This is a genomic window from Lactobacillus sp. ESL0701 (assembly GCF_029433445.1).
Classification (GTDB): Bacteria; Bacillota; Bacilli; order Lactobacillales; family Lactobacillaceae; genus Lactobacillus.
Genome location: NZ_JAQTIC010000001.1, coordinates 196,997 through 213,136 on the forward strand (window position 1 = coordinate 196,997; position 16,140 = coordinate 213,136).

Sequence of the window (16,140 nt, forward strand, 5' to 3'; positions counted from 1 at the left end):
CTTTTATGTTAACATAATTCAATTTAGGCAATAAAAAAAGATGGCGCTTATTTTGCGTCATCTTTTTAATAATTAATCTTTAGGAGCTTGGGTAGCAGAATTGACAATCTCGCTAGGAACGGCTAAATCACTGTGCTTGCCAAACTCTGACATATTCATGCTCAAAGTAACAGCCATTTTCTTAGTCATGCTTACTTTAGTAGAAACTAGGTAATTCGTTAATTTGTCGTTAGATGTCGTCATCTTAACGCTAATGTTGTTCAGTTTTACCTTTTTCAGAGATTTTATTTCTTTTTTGCTCAATTTTGCATCCTTAGCGATTGCAAGAATGAACTTATTGAGCCACTTTTGATCGGTAACTTTGCCACTAACGGTGTAAGAGTCACCAGATTGGGTTAACTTAGCCTTCTTAGCTAGTTTTTTGTAAAAAGTAGGAGAGGGCTTACCTTGAGTTGCATCATTAAAGGAAGCTTGGTCTTCCTTAGACATGTCTTCTTTGACCCATTTTTTACCATCTAAGCTGTAAATTTTGCCACTGCCGCTATCGATCCAGCTTTCTACATTACTTGGTAGAGCCTTACTGCTAGCAAGTACGTGGATAACTGTTGGTTTGTTCCCCATCGTCATTGCGATATTAAACTTGATTTGCTTTTTGCCGATCTTAAGACCTAGCTTAATCGTTGCTTGAGCATCATCAGCCTTAGATAAATCGTTCTCGGTAACTTTAATGACATCAGCTTTGCTGGTGCTGGCGGCAACAGGTTGAGTTGCGCTAGCGCCGAGAGTGCCAAGACCAATAACTGCTAATAATGTTATGACGGCTTTTTTGAATTTCATGATTTTACCTCATATTATTGTGTTACTTAATAGTAATTCTATATATATAACAGTATTATACAGATTATTGTTTATATAATCAACCGTTTATTTATAGTTTATAAAAACTATTGCTGCACTAAAAAAGACCACCTTTACTAATAAAAGTGGTCTGAACAAAATTATTTTTTGGTGGTTTTAGGTAATGGTTTTGCACTTAAAGCATTGCTTGGCAGTTTCAGGAAGTCTTGTTTGCCCATGTTGTTATAGCTTTGGCTGACACTAAGCTTCATTACCTTAGCTAAATTAATATTAACAAGGTAGTTGAAAGAGTACAGTTTGCCGTTTTTGACCACTAATTTAATAGTCATATTCTGGAATTTGCCGGCTTTTTCAAGTTTTTGATAGACTTTTAACTGTTTAGGACTTTGAGTGTTGGTAGTAAAGACTGGAGCCACAGCTTTTTGCATAACTTTGGGATCGGTAATTGTGGCCGTTAACTTGTAAGTATTACCGCTGCGCGTCATTTTATAAGCCTTAGTTAAGGCAGCTGGCGGATCCATCAGCAGCGGATTGTTAAAGACAGCATCAACTAAATCGTTATATGAATGACCGGTGGTACTGACAAGGTCAGCCTTATACCAAGAACTCTGCCCGTTGAAGTAGAGATGGTTCATGTTGTCAGCCCACTGCTCTGAGTTCTGAGGTTTACCTTTGGTCTGTGTTTGGTAATTAATGTGGAAAATAGTTGGCTTACCGCCAAAGACGGCATTAGTAACCACAATTTGTTTAGAAGTGTCGTTACCTAAGGTAACATTTTGCTTAACTTGACCACTTTTGAATGTCTTTTGTGAAGCGTTAATTACTTGAGTTTTAGTTAGAATTGGCTCACTAGTTTTTTGCTTTTTGGAACAGCCGCTGACAATTAAGGCTGCGGCAAGGCTAAGACCGATGATTATTTTTTTAAATTTCATAGTTTGTAAATATGCTCTTTTCTGATAATAATTATTACTCCTATTGTATCGTAAAATCGGTAGCTAAAAAATGATTTTTAATAGTAAACCCTATGAAAATAAAAACGAAATGTGTAAAATAGTAAGTGAAACTTTTAATTTGCAAAGGAGATATTTCATGTCAAAATTAGTTTTAATCCGTCACGGACAAAGTGAATGGAACCTTGAAAATAAATTTACTGGCTGGGTTGATGTTGACCTGTCAGACAAGGGTGTCGAAGAAGCAAAAAATGCGGGTAAATTGATTAAAAAAGCGGGTCTGCAATTTGACCAAGCTTATACTTCAGTTTTAACTCGTGCAATCAAGACACTGCACTATGCTTTGGCAGAAAGCGATCAACTCTGGGTTCCAGAAACCAAGTCTTGGCGGCTTAACGAACGTCATTACGGCGGTTTACAAGGCTTAAACAAGAAGGCAACTGCTGAAAAATACGGCGATGAACAAGTGCACATTTGGCGTCGTTCATACGATGTTTTGCCACCAAAGATTGAAGATGATTCAGAGTTTAGTCAAGTACATGACCGTCGTTATGCTGATCTTGACCCGAACATCATTCCACGGACTGAGAACTTGAAGGTTTGCCTTGGCAGAGTTATGCCTTTCTGGGAAGACCACATTGCGCCAGACTTGTTAGCTGGTAAGAATGTTATTATCGCAGCTCACGGTAACTCATTGCGGGCTTTAACTAAGTACATCGAAAACATTTCTGATGCTGATATTATGAACTTGGAAATGAAGACTGGTGAACCAGTTGTTTATACCTTCGATGATAAGTTGAATGTCACTAACAAGGAAAAATTGGATTAATTGGTTAATCCTAATTAAAAGAACCACCTCATAATAGAGGTGGTTCTTTTTTTGTTTCTTTCAAAAAACATCAGGCTTGTAAGTGTGAATGCTTCTTACTTCGATTGTGCACATAATTAATTGTAGCAATTATTGCTAAACATAGATCACCACAGGCACAGATAATCATGACATTACACGGATCGTTGCTGCCCATCATTTGGTTAATGCTGTTGACAATCTTTGGCGACAGTACTGTCCCGATATTCAAGGCAATCATTAAAATAGATTGCCCTATTGTTGCTGTATTACTGTTAGTTAGAAGTGCCATCCAATTGTAAATGAATGGCAGACAAAAGCTGTTGCCGATGCCCATAATTAACAAGGCACAGATTAGAATAGCAATGTTATTTGCCTGTGAAATGGCGAAATAACCCGTCATCACTAGTAAGAAACCAATTGGGAAAATTATTTTGCCGACATGTTTCATCATATAGCCAAATAGTGAAGCAGTGGCCATTGTTGCGATTTGAACAATTCCTGCAACTAGCGCTGCCGTACTAGCAGAACCAAGTTGTTTCTGGATGATTAACCGCGGCATGGTAAAGTTTATTGGCATATAGAAAATTAATGTTGCCAACATAAAGAAGCAAATCAATGCCATTTCACCAGTAAATTTAAACTTGGTCTTGCGTTTTTGCTTCTGGTGTATTTTTTGCGGATCATCAATGCTGACAAAAAGGCTAAACAGTACAATTGGCAAGATGGGTATTAGGTAAACCAAGAAGGCTTGGTGCCAGCCCCAAGCAACGAGACTGCCGACTGTGAATGACCCAAGAGCACTACCTAAAGTCTGGACTGTATTTTGGTAACCCATCATATGTGCCATTGTATTTTTATCATTACGATAAAGTTGCACGATTAAGCTAGTACATAGTGGCATAAAAATTCCGAAGGCTAAACCCACGATAATTCTAGCTGTTAAGATAACTTGGTAAGAATTACTGAAGAAAGGAATAATTCCTAAAATAACGATTCCAGCCAGCCCAATTAAGATAGTCTTTTTTTGACCAATCCAGCGAATGAGGAAAGGACAAAATAAAATCCCTAAAATTTTAGCTAAGTTAGGAATAGTTGATAAGGTGTCAATCTGTTCTTTTGAGACACCCGGAAAATGCATTAGTGGTAAAGCTGGTGAGATAGTTGGCGCCAGCATAACTGCTAGTGAAATTGATAAAATGGAAATCTTAAACATAATGCTGTTGTGCGAAATGTTTTTCATGATTTTTCTCCAAAGTTAGGGGCTTCTAGTGGGTAGCGATGTATTTTTGGGCTGCGGCTGCGGCAATTGCGCCATCACTAGCAGAAGTTAAAACTTGACTGAGATATCGTTTGCGTGTGTCACCTGCTGCGAAAATTCCTTGATCGCCAACACTCATGTCTTCTTCGGCGTGCATATAACCTTGATCGTCTAATTCAACAATGTCTTTGATAATCGCAGTTGCAGGCATCATTCCAAGAAAGAAAAAGACACCATCGCAAGGTAAATCGGTTTCTTTACCGGTTGCTAGGTTTTTAATCTTTAGCCCCTCGACATTCATGTCGCCATGGACATCTTCAACTTCGGTATTCCAAATGAAGTGCATCTTAGGCTCTTTGTCAGCACGTTTTTGATTAGCTTTACTGCAAGTGAGTTGACCTTTGGGCTTATTAACGATTAAGTCAACTTCACTGGCAAATTTACAAATTAGTAGCCCTTCGCTGATGGCTTCGTTATTATCGCCGACAACGGCAACTTTTTGATCTTGATAAAAGTCGGCATCACAAGTTGCGCAGTAGGACACGCCCATCCCAGTAAATTCTTCTTCGCCGGGAATACCTAATACTCGCGGCGTCATACCTGTTGCAACAATTAAAGTCTTGGTCTTGTAATCAACTTTGCGGGTGTGGACTATTTTATAGCCGTCTTGAATTTTAATTGATTTTGGTGATTGCATCTTAATCACAGCACCAAACTTTTCGGCATGAGCACGCATTTTAGCAATTAAATCTGCACCAGAGGCTTCCAAAATACCGGGATAAGTAGTAATTTTTGTAATTTGATTAGCACGACCGCCAACCTCATCTTTTTCAAGAATAATTGTTTTTAAGCCGTAACGTGCACTGAATAAGCCAGCAGATAATCCCGCTGGACCAGCACCTAAAATAAGTACATCGCAATCTTCCATAAATTGTTCTCCTCAATTATTAATTAATTTATTCACATTATCTACGATTTATAATATAACTTTTCAAAAGCATAACAGTATAGCGCTTTCTTATATGACATAAATTTTACGTATATCTATAAGTAAGCGCTTTTGTATTAAACTTTAATTGTGAAAAAAATAATAATGTTAAAAAGGAGTATTCATCATGAAAACTATTAATTCTCAATTTTTTGATGAAGTTGTCGAAGATGACGGTCAAAAATGCTTGATTCTATTTTCGCGGAAGACTTGCCCAGTGTGCCAAAAGGTTCATCCAAAGGTAGAAGACTTAGAAGCCGAATTTTCAGAGATTCCATTTTATAACGTTGATGTAGAAGAAAGTCCAGAATTACAAGCAAAGTTGCGTTTAAAGGGTGTGCCACACGTTATTTTGTTTGACGATGGGGAGCCAGTTAAGCGGCTTAGCGGTAATCATTCTGAAGATGATTATGCAGATATGCTTTCATAATTGATTAAGTAAAAGGAGAACAAAATGGGAAGAAGTATTTATCCAACAGGGACTGTTAGATACAATCCAGATAAAGCGTGGAGCGGCTATACATTGTTTAATGCAGCTGGTGTAGGTGCAGTATTAATTGATATGTCTGGTAAGGTTGTTCACGAATGGAAAGATTTTCAAGGATTTCCCAATAAAATGGTTCCTGGTGGAAAAATTTTCGGTTCATTAAGATGTCGTGATCGTTATGCGGCTTATCAAGATTATGCTGATCTGACAGAAGTTGACTGGGATGGGAAGAAAGTTTGGAGCTTTGACCATAACCAAGAAGTTGAAGATGAAGATTCTGGTAAAGCTTGGGTTGCTCGTCAGCATCATGATTATCAAATTGAAGGCAACCCTGTTGGTTACTATGTTCCAGGGCAAGATACTAAGGAAAACTTTAATAAAGTTTTGCTGCTAACTCATAATAATGTTAAGAAGCGTAAGGTTTCTCCACAGTTGTTGCTTGAAGATGTTTTGCTCGAAGTTGACCGTGAAGGCAATAAATTATGGTCATGGCATATTATGGATCACTTCCGTGAATTTCATTTAACTAATATTGAAAAGAACGCGATATTCCGTGATCCAAATACACAGCAAAGTGGTGAACATGGTGAAGGTGATATTTTCCACGTCAATTGTGCTAGCTATTTAGGACCTAATCATTGGTTTGATGAGGGTGATAAACGGTTTAATCCGAATAACATTATTATGGATTCTCGGGAAGCAAATATTATGTGGATTGTTGACCATGAAAGCGGTAAAATAGTTTGGCAAATTGGTCCAGATTATACAACCAGCTTGGCACTGCGGTTACTTGGTCCGTTAGTTGGGATGCATCATTCACACATGATTCCTAAAGGGCTGCCTGGTGCTGGCAATATTATGGTCTTTAATAATGGTGGCTGGGCCGGTTATGGTTTGCCTGACCAGACTTCAAAGACAGGAATGAAGACAACAAGAGTTGATACTTCAAGAGTAATCGAATTTAATCCAACTACATTAGAGGTCATTTGGACATTTGGTACTACTGACTTTGACAGTAAGACACCATTCCATGGACATCATTTCTATTCCCCATTAGTTAGTGATGCACAACGTTTACCAAATGGTAATACTCTAATTGATGAAGGAACTGAAGGACGTTTCTTGGAAGTTACACCTGATAAAGAAGTTGTTTGGGAATATGTTTATCCTTATGTTGGGGATTACTTAGTATATCGCGCTTATCGGGTTCCTTATGAATGGGTACCGCAATTGACTAAGGAAGAACCTAAGGCAATTACACCGCCAAAGATTGCGAATTTCCAAGTTCCGGGTGCTGCTGATCCTAACTTCAAAGAAGATGTGACAGTTTCAGTTGATGGTGCTGCTGGTTATGGTGAGGGTGCTGCATTTTGCGTTGATAAACTTTGATTAGGAGCTAAAAATGAAACTCGTCCAATTACAATACTTTCTAAAAGTCGCTGAATGTCATTCAATTTCTAAAGCAAGTTATGAATTATTTATTTCACAGCCAGCATTAAGTGAATCGATTAAATCATTTGAAAATGAAATGGGATCTCAGATTTTTGAACGTACGCGTAAGGGCGTGAAATTAACTCCTAAGGGTAAGGAAGTTTACCATATCGTGCAAAGAATAGAGCGTGATGTAGAAGAATTGCAGCGGTTTGCGATTAATAATGAAGACATTAAGGCAATCAATTTGGCTGTTGTGCCAATGGTTTCTGGAACAACTTTTTTACAAATTATTAACGAAATTTATCAGCAATTTCCTAAGTTGGAAATTTCACCAGAAGAATTGCGACCGCGGGAATTACTGCAGCATTTACGTGATGGCAAGGTCGATATTGCCTTGTGCAGTAAGCGCAGAGATGACGAAGCCTTGTTTAATACAATTATTGCCGAAATGCATTTGCAACACAAAAAGTTAGTTGATGTTCCGCTGCGAGTTTATGCGGCTAAGGATAGTCGACTGGCTAAAAAATCAGCTATTGGTGAAAAGGATGTTGAAGGATTGACCTGCTTTGTTCTCAATGATTATAAAAACTGGGCAGGACATAAGCGTCAATATGTATTATCAAGTTGTGACATTATTTTTAATGCTGTGGCTCACAATCGTGGGTATACAGTAATGCCGGAAACAGCTTCAATTGGCAATAATTATTTTAGTTCTGGTCAAATCTGTACGGTGCCGTTAAAAGAAGAAGCAACTGTCCCACTTGAAATAATTTATCCAGCTAAAAATAATGTTACGAATTTGGACGAAAAAATTTGTTCAATCATTGAAAAAGCGATACTTGATAATTACTAAAATTCAATAACATGTAAGGACCTAATTCTGAATTGTATTGAATTAGGTCTTTATTTATGTGAATGGTAATTGTCGTTAGTGGTAATGTTCATTACCAATAGCAATAAGGGAAAATAACAATTAAGAATTTAAAATAAAAGTATTTGTTAGTTGATGACTATTTTTGAAAGGAAGGAAACTTATGGATGAAGGAAAAAGTCTGCCGGCTTTATCAAATTATCGGTGGGTCATTTTAATTGTTCTTTCGCTGATGACAATGACCAGCAGTTACGTCCAATTTCAAATTTCTGCTTTGGCAATTAGAATTATTCCGCAATTGCAAATTACCCCAGCACAATTTTCTAGTTTACTAATGGCACCAATGCTGGTGGCCGTATTTTTGAGTATCCCCGGTGGTACTTTAGGCGATAAATTTGGACCTAAAAAAGTTGTTGCGACTGGGTTTGTTGTGTCAATTATCGGTGCCTTTGGTCGGCTCTATGCTCATAGTTATGGCACGATGATGATTGCCCTGTTAATGTTTGGTGTCTACATGTCCTTAGGCAATGCTAATTCAACCAAAATTTTAGGTACTTGGTTTAAACAAGATACGGGAATCGCAATGGGAATTTGGTTTGCCTGTGGTACGGTTGGAACAACATTGTCACAGATTACAGGTGCATACTTTCCAACAGTACAATCTGCTTACATGTTTTCGTCAATTTTAATTGTTGTGATTGCCTGCTTATGGCTTCTTTTGGTTAAAGATACGCCAAAAGGTGAAGTAATGCCAAAGCATGAATCAGTTACTAAGTACTTTGGAGTTGCCGCAAGAAGTAAGCGGGTCTGGCTGTTATGTATTTGTGGCGGAATTGTTAGTGCCGCTTCAATGTCCTTTATTGGAACACTCCCACAAATTTTAGTTAATGCTAAGGGGGTTAACCCAAGATTAGCGGGAGTTATGACCTCATGTGCTTCAATTGGAGCATTGTTTGGTTCAGTAATTGGACCAGCAATTATTCGTAAGTTGCATAGAGCAAAACCATTCATGCTGTTTGCAGTTATTTTGTCAGGAATTATGATTTTCATGAATACTCAATTACCTGGCAGCTTCATTATGATGGCTAACTTGGCTATTGGCGGTTTGTTTGGTTCAATGACTGGTCCAGTGTTAAAGGGAATGACGATTCAATTACCAGAAATTGGTCAAAAATATGCCGGTAGTGCCGGCGGTATTGGTGGTACGGTTTCAATGTTATTGTCTTATGTTGTTCCAGTTTCAATTTCTGCGATTGCTGGTCATAATCCAGTAATGACAATTGGCTTGCAAGCATTGTTACATGTCAGTGCAGTTATCTTTATTCTGCTATTGCCAGATGCTAATCACGTCAAATAGTTAATTGAAGAAAGGAGATATTTATGAATGAAAGAAAACAGCCAGTTTTATCAAACTATCGGTGGGTGATTCTAAGTATAATTGCACTAATGGATATGATTAGCAACTATACGCAATTTCAGATTTCTGCTTTAGCAACACAAATTATGCCGGTTTTACATATTTCGCCAGCACAATTTTCTAGTTTATTAATGGCACCGATGCTGGTAGCTGTATTTTTAAGTATTCCTAGTGGGATGCTGGCGGATAAATTTGGGGCAAAAAAGATCGTTACAATTGGCTGCATTATTTCGGTAATCGGTGCTTATGGTCGTTTGTTTGCTCATAACTTTATTACAATGATGTTGATGCTCATGATGTTTGGTATCTACATGGCACTATTAAATGCAAATACAATTAAGATTTTTAGTACTTGGTTTAAACAAGATACTAATGTTGCAATGGGAATCTTCTTTGCCTCAGCTAGTGTGGGAATTACACTTTCACAATTAACAAGCTCACTATTTGCTAGTGTCAATGCGGCCTATATTTTTTCATCAACTGTTTTGTTAATTTTGACAGTTTTATGGATTATTTTTGTTAAAGATACGCCTAAGGGGGAGCCGATTCCTAAGTCTGAACCAGTTACTAAGTATTTACGAGTAGTTATCAAAAGTAAGAAAACTTGGCTTGTCGGTATCTCTGGTGGAATTGGTTCTGCTGCAACGATGTCTTTTACCGGGATTTTGCCGCAGGCGTTAATTAATGGTAAAGGAATCGCAATTGCTTCAGCTGGTGCAATTGCCTCTGTTGCGACAATTGGTAGCTTGATTGGTTCACTAGTAGCTCCTGCTGTAACGCATCATTTAAATCGAGCCAAGCCATATATGATCTTAACTAGAATTGTTGCTGGTATTTCAATTTTTGCTACTTGGTTTACACCGGCTGGTGGTTTGATGATGGCTAACTTGGTAATTGGTGGATTATTTGGTGCAGCAAACGGTCCATTAATGCAAGGGATGGTTGCCGAATTTCCAGAAATTGGTCCTAAATATGCTGGCAGTGCCGGCGGGTTAGTCGGAACTGTGCAACTATTATTATCGTATGTTCTTACTGTTGTAATTTCTGCAATTGCAGGGCAAAATTACTTAGTAACTTTTGCTATTCAAGCTGTGTTAACTGCATCGACAATGATCTTAATTATGATTTTGCCAGATGCAAATCATGTGCGCGATTAAACAATTTAAAGCCAATGAACTTTAGTTCATTGGCTTTTTTAATTAGATTGATGTGAATTGCATCACATTATATAATAAAAGTAGCTATATATTGAAATGGAGATAATTAAAATGAACTTTACTCAATTACGCTGTTTTATTAAAGCTGTTGATAATTCTAGTTTTACCATTGCTGCAGAGCGTCTTAATTTTTCCCAATCGGCAGTTTCCAAAAACATTAAGGATTTGGAAAATACAATTGGTGTAACTCTGATTAACCGTGCCCATCATCGAATTTCCTTAACTAATGCTGGTAAATATTTTTATCATGTTGCCCGTAATGTGGTTGATGATATGGATTATACAGTCGCGTATTTACAAAGCCAAAAAAATGATGCCGGTACACTACTTCGAATTGGCGTGTGTGATACGCCGCTTGAGCAGCAGGTTTTACCGATTTTTTTAAGAAAATTACGGGCAGTTAACAGTAATATCAATGTGCAATTCGTCTTTGTGTTGAATAATTCGATTGGTGAATTACTAAATCACCACGTAGATCTTTGTGCAATTGCCCGTGATGATGTTGAAATTGTCGAAGACGTGCAATTTGAACCGTTAATTCGCGGACATTTTGTTGTTGCCTGTCCGTCAGATTCACCACTGGCACAGAAAAAGCAATTAACGTTAGAGGACTTGCAGTACAAGGATATTTTTTTGCTTGATCCGAATAGTTCCCTTAATGTCCAAGTTAAATTTCAAAATTCGTTGGTTAATAATATTGGCATGAAACGGATTAAATTTGTCCAAGATTTTTTGAGTATGGGTGTATATGTTCGTGCTGGCTGGGGGTATGGTGTTTTACCTAATTTCATTGCCGACTACCAAGCCAATGGTGTGACATACATTCCATTTGATTATCATGAAATTTCCCCTTATGGAATTGCCTATATGGAATCTTTTGCTAATGAAGCGGTTCTTAAACAAGTACTCGCAATTCTGCGAGAGGCGATTGCGGAATTTTTACCAAATAAAAAATAAAAAAATTAATGTCTTCGTGTTATTTAATTAGCCTTAATATCACCAGTAAAGTCCTGCTGATATTAAGGCTTTTAAAATGCCACTTAAGCATTAAAATGTTATCTATTCCATTTAGTAATCCTCAATTCCGAAATTGGTGCAGAACTTCACTTAATTCATAGTATTATGAAAGCGATTAGAGGATTTCGTTTTTATAAAAGTGAGGGATAAAAAATGAAAGATACCTATGACGTAATTGTTGCTGGTGCCAGCAATGCTGGTGCAATGGCAGCCATGGCTGCTGCTGAAAAAGGCGCCAAAGTTTTATTAGTTGATAAGATGGGTAGTTCAAGATTTTTATTCCGGTCATTCTTTGCCGCATTAGATAGTAATGCTCAAAGAAGAGCAGGAATTAAGGTTGATAAAGCTAAGTTAATGAATTTCTTAACTTTATTCTATCAAGATAATGTTGACGAACGCCTATTGTGGACTTGGGCTAACCATACTGATGAAACAGCAAACTGGCTTGAAGACAATATCTTAAAGCCAAACGGTGGTGTATTAAAGCCACAATCAGATGCTTACTACGAAACAATTGTTAATACAGCTTTCAATACTGAATTAGCAATTGCTACACCTGACGATGATTGGGCACATTACGGTGACTGGATGATTGATAAGGTAAAGGAATTAGGCGTAACGCTTAAGTACAATACCAAGTTAGAAGAATTAGTTACTGATGACAGCGGTAAGGTAACGGGCATTATTACTAGTGATCGTGATTCAGGCGAAAAGACTGAATACGCTGCTACTAAGGGTGTCATTATTTGTACAGGCGGTTATGGTGCCAATGTTGAATTGATGAAGAAGTGGGATCCACTAGGCTATAAGAAGAATGTTTATTCTGATGGTCCACGTGATGATGGTTCAGGTATTTTGGCTGGGCTAAAGGTTGGTGCTGCTCGTGACGAAGAACCAGCTGAAATTATTTTTGACCGTGGTGCTGTCCCAGTTGGTACTAACGCTGAAGATCATTATGTTATTGACTTTAAGGATCCAGGTTACTTCTGGATGGGCGCCTACCCAATGCTGAAAGTTAACCTAAATGGTGAACGTTTTGGTAACGAAAGTGTGCCATACCAATTTGACATTAACGCAATGGCTAAGCAGCCAGGATACTTGGAAGCACAAATTTGGTCTGAAGATGCAATGGATCATATGGCGCAATTTAGAACACAAGGTTGTTCACGTTTAGGCTTCCCAGGTATTTACAATACTGAAGAAAATAAGGCTGAAGTTCAACGGCGAATTGATGATGGTATGGTTAAGAAGGCCGATACAATTGAAGAATTAGCCGAGATGTTGAATCTGCCAAAAGAACAGCTGGTTGCTACTGTTAATGAATATAACAAGATGTGTGACCAAGGAGAAGATACCGACTTTGGTAAAGAGAAGTTTAGATTGTTCCCAGTTGAACATGGTCCATACTACGGTGTGATTATGGGTGGCCGGCTATTGGCAACGCTTGATGGCTTAAGAATTAATACCAAGATGGAAGTTATCGATAAGATGGGTAAGCCAATTCCACATCTTTATGCAGCAGGAAATGCTAGTGGTGGCTTCTTCTGGGGCAGTTATCCAGATAGAGTTCCTGGTCTTACTTGCAGTCACGCGCAAACATTTGGTCGATTAGCAGGTCAATATGCTGCGGAAAATTAAGTCATGAATTAAGGGAGTTTTAATTATTATGGAACAAAAACAATTACCGAAGCTTTCAAACTATCGGTGGGTGATTTTGGTAATTGCCGCATTGCTAGATGTGATTAGTAATTACGTGCAATTCCAAATTTCATCATTAGCTACGCAAATTATGCCAGCATTGCATATCACAATGCCGCAATTTCAAAGTTTATTAATGGCACCAATGCTAATTGCCGTTTTCCTCAGTATTCCTGCAGGATCTTTGGCAGATAAATTTGGTGCTAAGAAGATCGTCACAGTTGGATTAGTCGTATCAGTTATTGGTGCGTTTGGTCGGCTGTGGGCTAATAACTTCATCACAATGATGATTATGCTGATGATGTTTGGGGTATATATGGCACTGTTAAACGCTAATACTCTGAAGATCTTTGGTATTTGGTTTAAGCAAGATACTAACATGGCAATGGGAATTTTCTTTGCCTCAGCTAGTGTAGGAATTATGTTGTCTCAAATTACAGGACCAATGTTTTCTAGTGTTCAAGCAGCTTACATCTTCTCATCAATTGTTTTGCTTGTTTTAGGTGTTTGCTGGGTATTATTTGTTAAAGATACTCCAAAGGGTGAAGAAATTCCTAAGCAAGAAATGCAAGCTGATCAAGCTGCATCTTCATGGAGCTTCTTTAAAGAGGCAGCCAAAAGTAAGAAGACCTGGATTGTTGCTCTTTGTGTAGGTTGTGGTATGGGTGCCAGTGAAGCTTTCTCCGGAATTTTACCACAAGCATTTGCCGCAAGAGGAATGAGTCCACAACAAGCTGGTACCATCGCTGCTATTGCGACTGTTGGTAGTATGTTTGGTAGTGCCTTTGGTCCAGCAATTATTAATAAGCCTAAGAATGCTAAACCATTAATGATTGGTATTACCGTTTTGGGTGGTATTTCAATGGCGATTAGCTGGTATGTTCCTTTAGGAATAGTTCTGACAATTAACTTAGTTATTGGTGGTTTGCTTGGTGCCATGACTGGTCCAATTATGCAGGCAATGCCAATTACTTTCCCAGAAATTGGACCTAAGTATGCTGGTTCAGCCGGTGGGTTAGTTGGTACTGTTTCATTACTTTTATCATATTGTGTACCAATTATTATTTCGATGATTGCTGGTAAGAGTTACTTAATGACCTTTATTATTCAAGGACTTGTTTTTGCTTTGACTGCTATTTTTATGGCAATTTTACCAAATCCAAATGCAGGTCGTCATCGTTAACGTTATTAATTAAGAGGATATACTATGACGCAAAAAATTACGACAAAGCCGGGAAAATATACCGGTTCTGGTCAAGGTAAGGAAAGCATCATTAACGTTGAAGTTGATGTTAATGAAGACAAGATTAATAGTGTTAAGGCACTGAACAATTTTGCCCCAGATAGTTTGGCAGATAATGCTTTTAAGAAAATGGCTGACAAGATTGTGAAAAATCAATCAGTTGATGTTGATGTCGTTTCGGGAGCTTCTGAAACTTCCCGGGGAATTATTGCTGGTGTTAAAGATGCTCTAACTAAGGCTGATGTTGACTTTGCTGCTTTAAAAGAAAATGGCAAGCAAAATGCTAGTTCTGATAAAGAAGTAATTGATGTCGATGTTGCTGTTGTGGGTGCTGGCTCTGCTGGTGTTGCTGCTGCACTTGCTGCTCAGCAAAAAGGGGCAAGTGTTGCCCTTCTTGAAAAGACAATTTCACCACTTGGTGCAGGTACGTTTGCTGGCGGGATGTTTGCCGCTGACAGTCAACAGCAAAAAGATTCTGACCAGGTTGTTTCTAAAAAGTGGCTGTATGACGAGTATATGGATGCTTCACAAGGCTATATGAACTCAATTTTAGTTCGTAGAATTATTGATGAAGCTGGTAAGACAGTTGACTGGTTGAACGAAAACGGCGCCATTATGAAGTTAGTTGATGCTGGTACTGGTGGTAGTTATGACCACATTGGCATGCCTGCAACTCTGCATGGCTACCAAGAAGGTGGTACTAAGGCAATTACCAAGCTGATTGAAAAGTTCAAATCAATTGGTGGCAAGATGTATTTTGGCTTTGCTGCTAAGAAGCTACTGACAGATAATGGTGCAGTTACTGGTGTTGTTGCCCAAGGTGATGATAGTACTTTAGAAGTACATGCCAAAAAGGTAATTATTGCTACCGGTGGTTTTGGTGGTAATCCAGAAATGCGTAAGGAATACTTAGGTGATGTCAGCACACAAGGTCAAGTTTTGCAAAATACCGGTGACGGTTTGAACATGGCTTGGGATGCTGGTACTGCTCACCATATTAATGGTTCAACGCACTACTTCTGGCAAACATTCAGTAATGAAGATATTGGTGCAATGGCTAAAATTGTTGGTCCGGGTTGGATGCCTCTTAATGCGTTAGCTGATTTTCCGAACTTGCGTGTAAATAATCGTGGTCAGCGTTATGCTAGTGAGACTCATGCCTTAGACTTCGCTGTTCATGGTGCTGAATTATCTGAACAGCCAAAACAAACTGAATATGTTGTTCTTGATCAAGCAATGTTGGATAAGATCAAGGAAGGTGGTACAGTTGCAATTGAAGATCATTATGGGAAATGGAAAAACCATCGTGAATTCTACATGGAATTTAATTACCCAACTGATACCGAAGAAAACATTAAGCGTGAGCATGAAAAAACTGACTTCACAGCTCTGTTAAATCAGCTTGAATCAACTAATGTTGTCTTTATTGGCGATACAATTGAAGAATTGGCAAATAAGATGGGTGTTGATTCTGACAACTTACAAAAGTCTGTTGCGCAATACAACAATGCCAAGAAGACCGGTGAAGATGACCTATTTTTCTCTGATACTAATAGAATGATTCCAGTTGAAAATGGCCCATTCTATGCAGTTAAGTTTATTGCCCGTAACTTGGGAACACTTGGCGGTGCAACGATTGATGAAAAGATGCACGCTTTGACACCAGAAGGTGAACCTGTTCCTAATCTTTATGTTACTGGTGCTGATGCATCAGGGATGTATGGTAAGGCTTATGTTGACTTTGAAGGTGGAACATTAGGCTTTGCGTATGTTTCAGGTCGGTTGGCCGGAATTGATGCCGCTGAAACTGCAAAAGCTAGCAAATAATTAATTTAAAAACATGTATGAATTG

The 16,140-nt window shown here is 38.3% G+C and carries 14 protein-coding genes; 10 read left to right on the plus strand and 4 right to left on the minus strand.

Going from position 1 to position 16,140, the window contains the following annotated elements; translation table 11 throughout:
- Positions 1-72: 72 nt before the first annotated feature.
- Both PT281_RS00900 and PT281_RS00905 read right to left on the minus strand, forming a co-directional pair.
- Complete coding sequence (locus tag PT281_RS00900) at positions 73-837, minus strand: hypothetical protein (protein WP_277151175.1); 765 nt, start codon at positions 835-837, stop codon at positions 73-75.
- A 161-nt stretch (positions 838-998) separates the two neighbouring features.
- Positions 999-1,790 carry a hypothetical protein gene (locus PT281_RS00905; protein ID WP_277151178.1) on the minus strand — a complete coding sequence of 264 codons (792 nt, stop codon included), beginning with the start codon at positions 1,788-1,790 and terminating at the stop codon, positions 999-1,001.
- 157 nt (positions 1,791-1,947) lie between these two features.
- Between PT281_RS00905 and PT281_RS00910 the strand changes: the two genes are divergently transcribed.
- A complete protein-coding gene (locus tag PT281_RS00910) occupies positions 1,948-2,637 on the plus strand; it encodes a 2,3-diphosphoglycerate-dependent phosphoglycerate mutase (protein ID WP_277151180.1) in 690 nt (229 codons plus the stop codon).
- 70 nt (positions 2,638-2,707) lie between these two features.
- Here PT281_RS00910 and PT281_RS00915 read toward each other — a convergent pair whose 3' ends face one another.
- Both PT281_RS00915 and PT281_RS00920 read right to left on the minus strand, forming a co-directional pair.
- Positions 2,708-3,898: an MFS transporter gene (locus tag PT281_RS00915; RefSeq protein WP_277151182.1), complete on the minus strand. Its 1,191-nt coding sequence runs from the start codon at positions 3,896-3,898 to the stop codon at positions 2,708-2,710.
- A gap of 25 nt (positions 3,899-3,923) precedes the next feature.
- Positions 3,924-4,844, minus strand: a complete 921-nt coding sequence (locus tag PT281_RS00920; protein ID WP_277151183.1) for an FAD-dependent oxidoreductase — start codon at positions 4,842-4,844, stop codon at positions 3,924-3,926.
- 187 nt (positions 4,845-5,031) lie between these two features.
- Here PT281_RS00920 and PT281_RS00925 point away from each other — a divergent pair, with 187 nt between their 5' ends.
- From PT281_RS00925 to PT281_RS00965, 9 genes are all read left to right on the plus strand, one after another.
- Positions 5,032-5,334: a thioredoxin family protein gene (locus tag PT281_RS00925; RefSeq protein ID WP_277151185.1), complete on the plus strand. Its 303-nt coding sequence runs from the start codon at positions 5,032-5,034 to the stop codon at positions 5,332-5,334.
- A gap of 24 nt (positions 5,335-5,358) precedes the next feature.
- A complete protein-coding gene (locus PT281_RS00930; protein ID WP_277151187.1) occupies positions 5,359-6,780 on the plus strand; it encodes an aryl-sulfate sulfotransferase in 1,422 nt (473 codons plus the stop codon).
- A 13-nt stretch (positions 6,781-6,793) separates the two neighbouring features.
- Positions 6,794-7,678, plus strand: a complete 885-nt coding sequence (locus PT281_RS00935; protein WP_277151188.1) for a LysR family transcriptional regulator — start codon at positions 6,794-6,796, stop codon at positions 7,676-7,678.
- Positions 7,679-7,859: 181 nt separating this feature from the next.
- Positions 7,860-9,053 carry an MFS transporter gene (locus tag PT281_RS00940; RefSeq protein WP_277151190.1) on the plus strand — a complete coding sequence of 398 codons (1,194 nt, stop codon included), beginning with the start codon at positions 7,860-7,862 and terminating at the stop codon, positions 9,051-9,053.
- A 23-nt stretch (positions 9,054-9,076) separates the two neighbouring features.
- Entirely contained in the window at positions 9,077-10,270 is a 1,194-nt protein-coding gene (locus PT281_RS00945; RefSeq protein WP_277151192.1) for an MFS transporter, read from the plus strand.
- Between the two features lie 111 nt (positions 10,271-10,381).
- The gene (locus tag PT281_RS00950; RefSeq protein ID WP_277151194.1) at positions 10,382-11,287 is read left to right on the plus strand and encodes a LysR family transcriptional regulator; all 906 of its coding nucleotides are present in this window, start codon (positions 10,382-10,384) and stop codon (positions 11,285-11,287) included.
- Between the two features lie 213 nt (positions 11,288-11,500).
- The gene (locus tag PT281_RS00955) at positions 11,501-12,985 is read left to right on the plus strand and encodes an FAD-dependent oxidoreductase (protein ID WP_277151196.1); all 1,485 of its coding nucleotides are present in this window, start codon (positions 11,501-11,503) and stop codon (positions 12,983-12,985) included.
- Between the two features lie 28 nt (positions 12,986-13,013).
- Positions 13,014-14,228, plus strand: a complete 1,215-nt coding sequence (locus tag PT281_RS00960) for an MFS transporter (RefSeq protein ID WP_277151198.1) — start codon at positions 13,014-13,016, stop codon at positions 14,226-14,228.
- Between the two features lie 24 nt (positions 14,229-14,252).
- Positions 14,253-16,115: an FAD-dependent oxidoreductase gene (locus PT281_RS00965; protein ID WP_277151200.1), complete on the plus strand. Its 1,863-nt coding sequence runs from the start codon at positions 14,253-14,255 to the stop codon at positions 16,113-16,115.
- Positions 16,116-16,140 lie beyond the last annotated feature (25 nt).

Bases quoted from the DNA above. Each gene is read 5' to 3' on its own strand.
- PT281_RS00900 (WP_277151175.1), bottom strand. From the start codon at position 837: ATGAAATTCAAAAAAGCCGTCATAACATTATTAGCAGTTATTGGTCTT.
- PT281_RS00905 (WP_277151178.1), bottom strand. From the start codon at position 1,790: ATGAAATTTAAAAAAATAATCATCGGTCTTAGCCTTGCCGCAGCCTTA.
- PT281_RS00910 (WP_277151180.1), top strand. From the start codon at position 1,948: ATGTCAAAATTAGTTTTAATCCGTCACGGACAAAGTGAATGGAACCTT.
- PT281_RS00915 (WP_277151182.1), bottom strand. From the start codon at position 3,898: ATGAAAAACATTTCGCACAACAGCATTATGTTTAAGATTTCCATTTTA.
- PT281_RS00920 (WP_277151183.1), bottom strand. From the start codon at position 4,844: ATGGAAGATTGCGATGTACTTATTTTAGGTGCTGGTCCAGCGGGATTA.
- PT281_RS00925 (WP_277151185.1), top strand. From the start codon at position 5,032: ATGAAAACTATTAATTCTCAATTTTTTGATGAAGTTGTCGAAGATGAC.
- PT281_RS00930 (WP_277151187.1), top strand. From the start codon at position 5,359: ATGGGAAGAAGTATTTATCCAACAGGGACTGTTAGATACAATCCAGAT.
- PT281_RS00935 (WP_277151188.1), top strand. From the start codon at position 6,794: ATGAAACTCGTCCAATTACAATACTTTCTAAAAGTCGCTGAATGTCAT.
- PT281_RS00940 (WP_277151190.1), top strand. From the start codon at position 7,860: ATGGATGAAGGAAAAAGTCTGCCGGCTTTATCAAATTATCGGTGGGTC.
- PT281_RS00945 (WP_277151192.1), top strand. From the start codon at position 9,077: ATGAATGAAAGAAAACAGCCAGTTTTATCAAACTATCGGTGGGTGATT.
- PT281_RS00950 (WP_277151194.1), top strand. From the start codon at position 10,382: ATGAACTTTACTCAATTACGCTGTTTTATTAAAGCTGTTGATAATTCT.
- PT281_RS00955 (WP_277151196.1), top strand. From the start codon at position 11,501: ATGAAAGATACCTATGACGTAATTGTTGCTGGTGCCAGCAATGCTGGT.
- PT281_RS00960 (WP_277151198.1), top strand. From the start codon at position 13,014: ATGGAACAAAAACAATTACCGAAGCTTTCAAACTATCGGTGGGTGATT.
- PT281_RS00965 (WP_277151200.1), top strand. From the start codon at position 14,253: ATGACGCAAAAAATTACGACAAAGCCGGGAAAATATACCGGTTCTGGT.